Raw genomic sequence first — 5,958 nt, forward strand, 5'->3', positions numbered from 1 at the left:
GCATGATCCGCACCGAAGTCACCTGCCACGACTGCGGCGCCCACCTCGGCCACGTTTTTGACGATGGCCCGGCACCGACGGGTGTGCGTTACTGCATCAACTCGGCGTCGTTGAAGTTGGAGAAGGATGGGGAGTGAGGAACGGGAAAGGTTCGGTGTATGACCGCAGTTTGGGCCGAAGCCGACGGTCGATTACTTGCTAATGACCGGCAACGACGTGCCCGAATCGGTAATAGGCAGCACGTAAAAGCTGACACAAACGAAAAGGCAACATACGCTCGTTCAGGCAATTAGCCCCCTGTTCCTGACATCCATAGTTCTTCATATATCCGTAGTTTCTCAGAGACTACATCTGAAGAAATTGGAGCGAGATATGTTGGTTTCTTCGCCGCAGCGTCCTTGATCGATGCACCAAGTACCCAACATTGGGCGGAATCAATGAAGATAACTCTGTCGTGGAGCCCTGAACTTCGCCGCACACTGACTTCAAGTCCACGCTGTTTGGAGAAAGCCGCGGCGGCAACCGAAACGCTGTCGGCATAATGGGATACAAGCAGCCTAGCGACTACGGACGAGCCAATGTTCGACAAATAGCCATCGAAAATGCTGTTGTCCATGTACGGATCAACAATGAAAATTGACTTCGTAGCGCCGCCAACAAGTTCGTTAAGTGCTTTAAAGAAATCATAAACAGCACCTGGGCCAAATACCTGACCTGTATCCGCTGGTAGATTGCTCTCAAGCGACGCGATTGCCTCGTAGATCACTGTGAGAACCGTGCCGTAGTTCATTTGGCGATTGAGATTTCCAGCCATAGCGCGAGCTGCAATCTGAAACCCAATCGCTTGGGTCTGATCCCATTGCCGAATTAGGTGCGACGCACGGCCAAGCCATTCATGTTGTACTGCTTCATAGGTTCCCTTGCCTTGCAGCGGCGGCTCTTCGCGAACCAGACGACGAAGACTATCCAGCAATACTTGTGGAGTCATAGACGAAAAATCGAAAGTGAAAGCGACATTGATATTTTCCTCTCAAATGGCCCAAGGGGTCAGCTTCGATAACTTTCCTATCAAAGCTCGCCGGATGGTCCATGGGCCCTGCACTCAATGGTAATCCTCTTCCAGTTGATGCCGTACCTCCAGGATGGTGACTGACTGGTCGTTGTCGATCTCGAACAAGGCGACATACCTTGAAGCGCCAAATGGAATGATCAACTCCCGCAAGAAAGGGTTGTCCGGAGTCGCTTTCCGGTAGCTGAATGGCGAGAGTTCCAGACCCCGGATGCCATTCTTGATGGCTTCAAGGGCGCGGGTTGCAAGTGACCAGTCTGATTGGTCCTTGCCCAGAATGAATTCGTACAGTCTGACCAGATCGGCTTCGGCTTCTTCCGTAAACCGTACCTGATAGCTCACTTGCCGCCTTTGGCGGTTGCCAGCATTTGCTCGAGGCGGCCAATCACGGCGTCGGCGCTGGCGTATTTGCCGGTCTGGCGAGCGTCGTCGCGCGAACTCAGACTACCCTGCACTTCCTCATACCGCGGGCAACTGACCAAATGGTCATTAACCATCCCCGCCGCCTGCATGAACGCGTAGCAAATCGTCGAGCCGACGAACTTGAAGCCGGCGCGGGTCAAGGCTTTGCTCAGGGCATCGGATTGGGCGGTTTTGGCGGGGACTTCGGCCAGCGATGACCGGGCGTTTTGCACCGGAACCCCGCCGACGAAAGACCACAGGAAATCGCTGAACGATTGGCCGCCGACAGTCAGCGCCAGGTAGGCCTTGGCGTTCTGGATGGTCGCTGCGATCTTGGCGCGGTTGCGGATGACGCCGGGGTCGGCCAGCAGGGCGGCGACTTTTTGTTCGTCATAGCGGGCGATCTTGTGCGGGTCGAAGTTGTCGAATACCTGTCGGTAGTGCGCCCGTTTCTTGAGCACGGTGGCCCAGGACAAGCCGGCCTGGGCGCCTTCGAGGATCAGCAATTCGAACAGAGCGCGGTCGTCGCGTAGCGGCAGGCCCCATTCATTGTCGTGGTACTCGCGGTAGAGGTCGAATCCTTCGCACCAGGGGCAGCGTTCCATCGTCATGCATCCGTCAGCAAAAGGCGCAGTGTAGCTGTGTCCGCCACAAGCCGACAGTTTCGGGCCGGCTGCAGCAGGGCAATAGCATGAATGCTGGGGGCATCGCCTCCTCCCCCTTCAAGGGGGAGGCCGGGAGGGGGATGGGGGGCAAAATGGATCTTGCCATGTAACGCAACAGGCAATTTCTCCCCATCCCCACCCCAACCCTCCCCTTGAAGGGGAGGGAGTCCACGTTCATGCAATTGCCCTGCCGGCTGCTACAGCTCCGATCTCTCTGGTCAGTCGTTACGCAGCTCGCCTGTGGGCGGCGTACTGCGTTCCTGCATGAAGCGCCCCGGCGGCACGCCGAAGGCGCGCTTGAACATGGCCGAGAAGGCGGCCTGGCTGGCGTAGCCGAGTTCCGCTGCGACTTCGCCGTACGGGCGGCCGCGGCCGATCAGGTCGAGCGCCCGGGCCAGGCGCAATTGCTGGCGCCAGGCGCCGAAGCTCAGTTTCAGTTCGCTGACGAACAGGCGGGCCAGCGTCCGCTCGCTGGCGCCAACGCGGGCCGCCCACTCGGCCAGCGACAGCGCGCAAGCGGGATCGTCGATCAGGGCCTGACACAAGGCTTGCAGGCGCCGGTCCTGCGGCATCGGCAAGCCCAGCGAGAGCGGCGGCGCACGGCGGATTTCGGTGAGCAGCAATGCCGTCACCTGACGCTGGCGCGGCGATGCCTCCTGGCCGTCGCCGTCAGCCTCGCTGAGCGCCTCAAAAAGCGCCCGCATGAGGTCGGAAACCTCGATCACCGAACAGGCATCAAGCGGCAGCGGGGCGACTTCCGGAGCGATATAGACGGTGCGGAATTCGACTTCGCCGAGCATGAGCAGATCGTGCTCGATATGCGGCGGAATCCACACGGCACGCAAGGCGGGCACCAGCCAGGTCATGCCGGCCGCAGAAATGCGGATGCCGCCGCGCAGCGGATAGGCCAGCTGCGCCCAGTCGTGGCGATGCGGCGGCACATAAACATCGGCCGGCGGGCAACGCAGGTTGACCGTCATCGGCCACTCGGCGGTCGGGGTGCGGCGGGGTACGGCGTCGAAGGAAAGGTCTGTCTGCATTGCGATAATTTTTGTCCGAATATCGCCGCACGGTCAAGCGCTCGCAAAGTTAGACTGCAATCCTTAACGTTTTACTCGGACTTTATCCATGACGACCGCCACCCTGCCCGCGCCCCAGCGCAGCGACATCGAAGTGATCACCCTGATCGGCTTCGTGCATGGCGTTTCGCACTTTTTTCACCTGCTGCTGCCGCCGCTTTTTCCGTGGCTGATGCAGGATTTCGACCTCAGCTTCACCGGCATCGGCATGACGATGACCGTGTTTTTCGTCATCTCCGGCATCGGCCAGGCGATGGCCGGCTTTCTCGTCGACCGCTTCGGCGCGGCCCGCGTGCTCGGCGCGGGTATCAGCTGTTTTGCGCTGGCCGGCGTCGTGCTGCATTTCGCTACCGGCTACCCGATGCTGATCGCCACCGCCGCGCTGGCCGGCCTTGGCAACAGCGTCTTTCACCCGGCTGATTTCACGGTGCTCAACCACCGCGTGTCGCAGGCCCGGCTCGGCCATGCTTTTTCGGTGCATGGCCTGTCCGGCAACCTTGGCTGGGCGGCGGCGCCGGTCTTCATGACCGGCATCGCCGCGGCCTACGGTTGGCGCAACGCGGCGCTCGGCGCCAGTCTCGTCGCCATCACCGCCCTCGCCCTGCTCTTCTGGCGCCGCGCAGCCATCAACGAGGCGCACGACCATCGCGCAGCCAAAGGTGACGAAGCGCCATCGCCCACCTTCGCCTTCCTCGGCTCACGCGCTGTGTGGTTGTGTTTCCTCTTTTTCCTGCTCATCACGGCGGCCTTCGGCGCCATCCAGAACTTCGCCAGCCCCATCCTGCAGGCGCTCTACGGCCTGTCGCTGACGACGGCCGCGCTGGCCCTGTCGACCTATCTGGTCGGTGGCGCCGCCGGCATCATCCTCGGCGGCTTCCTTGCCCAAAAGAACGCCCACGACTATCTGATCGCCGGCGCCCTCGGCGTCGCCGCCCTGCTTGCCGTGCTGCTCGCCAGTGGCATTTTGCCGGGCTGGGCCAGCCTGCCGCTGATGGGCGGCATCGGTTTCTGCACGGGCATCGCCGGGCCATCGCGTGATCTGCTGGTGCGCAAGGCGGCGACGGCGCGCTTCGGGAAATCCGCTTACGGGCGGGTTTATGGCTTCGTCTATTCCGGACTGGATCTCGGATTGGCGATGGCGCCGGTCATTTTTGGCGGGATGATGGATGGGCAGCGGTTTGGCGAGGTGTTGATGGGGATTGCCGTGCTGCAGACGCTGGCGATTTTTAGCGCCTTGCGGGTGGGGAAGGCGGTTTAGGCCAATCCTACGGTCAACCAGAAATTTTGGCTAAAAATGGAATGTTTGAGCGATGTCGTGGTCGATCACGGAAGCTTGCGGGTTCGATTGGCTTGGGGTTTCGCACGATCTCTCCGCGCAATACTTTCCAGCGGACGGGCAAGTTTTTCTTCATCAAGTGTAAGAAACGCCAGACTTCCCCGACTAATGGTTAAACCCATTTTGGACAAGAACAATGCGCGACACTTTTCCTTTGCTGGTCAAGACTGAATTCCCAGCGATCCAGCGCCGTAAACTCGAAACGCTCCAGGCCAATCTCGGCTATCGCTGTAACCAGTCCTGTTTCCACTGCCACGTCGCGGCCGGCCCGAAACGGACCGAGGAAATGCGCTGGGACACCATGGCTGAGGTGCTCGACTTCGCCCGTCGGCAGGCGGTGCAAACGCTTGATCTGACCGGCGGTGCGCCGGAAATGAACGCCAACTTTCGCCGTCTGGTCAGAGCAGCCAGGGCGCAAGGCTTGCGCGTCATCGATCGCTGCAACCTGACCATCCTCGGCGAACCGGGCTACGAGACGCTGGCCGAGTTTCTCGCCGAGCAGAACGTCGAGATCGTGGCCTCCCTGCCGTGTTATCTGGAAGAAAACGTCGACGCCCAACGTGGTGACGGCACTTTTCAGGCCAGCATCGACGGCTTGCGCCAACTCAATGCCCTGGGCTACGGGCTGCCGGGCAGCGACCGCATCCTCAATCTGGTGTACAACCCGCTCGGCCCCAGCCTGCCGCCCGATCAATCGAAGCTCGAACAGGCCTACAAGGAGCAACTGGCGGCCCGCTACGGCATCGTCTTCAATCAATTGTTCGCGCTGGCCAACATGCCGATCCAGCGTTTCGGCAGCCAACTGGTGTCGCGCCACCAATTCCACGACTACATGAAACTGCTCAAGGGCGCCTACCACCCGGCCAACCTCGACAACGTGATGTGCCGCTCGCTGCTCTCGGTCGGCTGGCAGGGCGAGGTCTTCGATTGCGACTTCAACCAGATGCTCAAGCTCGAACTCGGCGGCCAACAAGGCGGCCCCGTTCATCTGGCTGATTTGCTCGAAGCCGACCTGGCCGGCCGCCCGATCCGGGTGGCCGATCATTGCTACGGCTGCACGGCTGGCCAGGGCAGCAGTTGCGGTGGCGCCCTGGAACAAACCGAATCGACACAACAACAAGCGGTTGCTGCGCTCTAATCCTATCCGGAGTTAACCCATGAAACGCATCACCCGCCCGCTTGCCGTTTTTGCCGCTTTTTTCCTGTTGACCGTAGCAGTCGGCGCCAGCGCCGCCGAACCACCGCTCAAATTCGGTGTCGGCCTCTTCCAGCCGGACCGGGAAAAGAACGACGCGACCTATCGCCCGTTGGCCGAGTACCTCTCCAAGAAACTCAACCGCCCGGTCGAACTACGCACCGTCGATAGCTGGGAAGGCCTCGCCAAGTCGCTGGCCAACGGCGAAACCG

The 5,958-nt window shown here is 60.7% G+C and carries 8 protein-coding genes; 4 read left to right on the forward strand and 4 right to left on the reverse strand.

Annotated elements, in window-relative coordinates; all coding sequences use genetic code 11:
* A partial coding sequence (locus ADADOO_RS02455; RefSeq protein ID WP_511274725.1) for a peptide-methionine (R)-S-oxide reductase occupies positions 1-137 on the forward strand: 137 nt, incomplete at its 5' end.
* Positions 138-289: 152 nt separating this feature from the next.
* On the opposite strand, the gene ADADOO_RS02460 is transcribed toward ADADOO_RS02455, so the two are convergent.
* From ADADOO_RS02460 to ADADOO_RS02475, 4 genes are all read right to left on the reverse strand, one after another.
* On the reverse strand, positions 290-973 hold the full coding sequence (locus ADADOO_RS02460; RefSeq protein ID WP_511274712.1) for a hypothetical protein: 684 nt from the start codon (positions 971-973) through the stop codon (positions 290-292).
* A 129-nt stretch (positions 974-1,102) separates the two neighbouring features.
* Positions 1,103-1,411 (reverse strand): type II toxin-antitoxin system RelE/ParE family toxin, encoded by a 309-nt coding sequence (locus ADADOO_RS02465; RefSeq protein ID WP_511274713.1) that lies wholly within the window; start codon positions 1,409-1,411, stop codon positions 1,103-1,105.
* A complete protein-coding gene (locus ADADOO_RS02470) occupies positions 1,408-2,076 on the reverse strand; it encodes a DNA-3-methyladenine glycosylase I (RefSeq protein ID WP_511274715.1) in 669 nt (222 codons plus the stop codon). Before ADADOO_RS02470 ends, ADADOO_RS02465 begins: the two co-directional genes overlap by 4 nt.
* Positions 2,077-2,354: 278 nt before the next feature.
* Positions 2,355-3,176 carry an AraC family transcriptional regulator gene (locus tag ADADOO_RS02475; protein WP_511274717.1) on the reverse strand — a complete coding sequence of 274 codons (822 nt, stop codon included), beginning with the start codon at positions 3,174-3,176 and terminating at the stop codon, positions 2,355-2,357.
* Positions 3,177-3,264: 88 nt separating this feature from the next.
* On the opposite strand from ADADOO_RS02475, the gene ADADOO_RS02480 reads away from it, so the two are divergent.
* The 3 genes from ADADOO_RS02480 to ADADOO_RS02490 all read left to right on the forward strand — a co-directional run.
* Positions 3,265-4,473 carry an MFS transporter gene (locus ADADOO_RS02480; RefSeq protein WP_511274719.1) on the forward strand — a complete coding sequence of 403 codons (1,209 nt, stop codon included), beginning with the start codon at positions 3,265-3,267 and terminating at the stop codon, positions 4,471-4,473.
* A gap of 214 nt (positions 4,474-4,687) precedes the next feature.
* Entirely contained in the window at positions 4,688-5,689 is a 1,002-nt protein-coding gene (gene arsS / locus ADADOO_RS02485; RefSeq protein ID WP_511274721.1) for an arsenosugar biosynthesis radical SAM (seleno)protein ArsS, read from the forward strand.
* A gap of 19 nt (positions 5,690-5,708) precedes the next feature.
* Positions 5,709-5,958: PhnD/SsuA/transferrin family substrate-binding protein (locus ADADOO_RS02490; RefSeq protein ID WP_511274723.1), on the forward strand; the 250-nt coding region annotated here is incomplete at its 3' end.

Origin of the sequence: Azonexus sp. (assembly GCF_036170495.1) — a bacterium.
Classification (GTDB): Bacteria; Pseudomonadota; Gammaproteobacteria; order Burkholderiales; family Rhodocyclaceae; genus Azonexus.

Bases quoted from the DNA above. Each gene is read 5' to 3' on its own strand.
- ADADOO_RS02470 (WP_511274715.1), bottom strand. From the start codon at position 2,076: ATGGAACGCTGCCCCTGGTGCGAAGGATTCGACCTCTACCGCGAGTAC.
- ADADOO_RS02475 (WP_511274717.1), bottom strand. From the start codon at position 3,176: ATGCAGACAGACCTTTCCTTCGACGCCGTACCCCGCCGCACCCCGACC.
- ADADOO_RS02480 (WP_511274719.1), top strand. From the start codon at position 3,265: ATGACGACCGCCACCCTGCCCGCGCCCCAGCGCAGCGACATCGAAGTG.
- arsS (WP_511274721.1), top strand. From the start codon at position 4,688: ATGCGCGACACTTTTCCTTTGCTGGTCAAGACTGAATTCCCAGCGATC.